The organism is Bifidobacterium xylocopae (assembly GCF_003315615.1).
Lineage (GTDB): Bacteria > Actinomycetota > Actinomycetes > Actinomycetales > Bifidobacteriaceae > Bombiscardovia > Bombiscardovia xylocopae.
Genome location: NZ_PDCH01000063.1, coordinates 1 through 451 on the forward strand (window position 1 = coordinate 1; position 451 = coordinate 451).

The 451-nt window shown below is 59.9% G+C and carries 2 protein-coding genes; both read right to left on the reverse strand.

Features of this window, described 5'->3' with window-relative positions; translation table 11 throughout:
- Nucleotides 1-230 (reverse strand): DUF2786 domain-containing protein (locus tag CRD59_RS07635; protein WP_130341232.1); only part of this gene is annotated, 230 nt, incomplete at its 3' end.
- Nucleotides 220-451 (reverse strand): hypothetical protein (locus CRD59_RS08255; RefSeq protein ID WP_236632800.1); only part of this gene is annotated, 232 nt, incomplete at its 5' end. The genes CRD59_RS07635 and CRD59_RS08255, both read right to left, overlap by 11 nt.

The window sequence follows — 451 nt, forward strand, 5'->3', positions numbered from 1 at the left end:
GTCTTGTACTGGTCGACCGGACCGCTGTCCAGGTCCACCCTCAGCATGACCATGGGATCGTTGCGCCGGTCCTGGGCATGCAACTGCCAGTCCATGATGGCGTACTCGTTCTTCAGCTTCTGCGCCCGTGCGAAGGCCATGTCGGCCTCATTCTGGCTTGCCGCCGGCTCCTCGGCGATGGCTAGCAGGCGATTGATCTTCAGCAGTATGCGATCTAGCTCATCGCTCATGAGTGTCCTCCAGGGGTTCGAATGCAGCGAGGGATGGATGCTGCAGCCTTGCGATGGTGAGGTTCACGTCCCCGTGCGTCTTGGTCACTACGCTGAATGCCAAAACCGCGGAGAGTGGGTCATCCACACCATGAAGGGCATCGTCCAACCGACTATCACATTGGGCGAGTAACACATCGGCACCAGTGCCCATGCCGGCCAGGAACGCCTGATAGCAGACC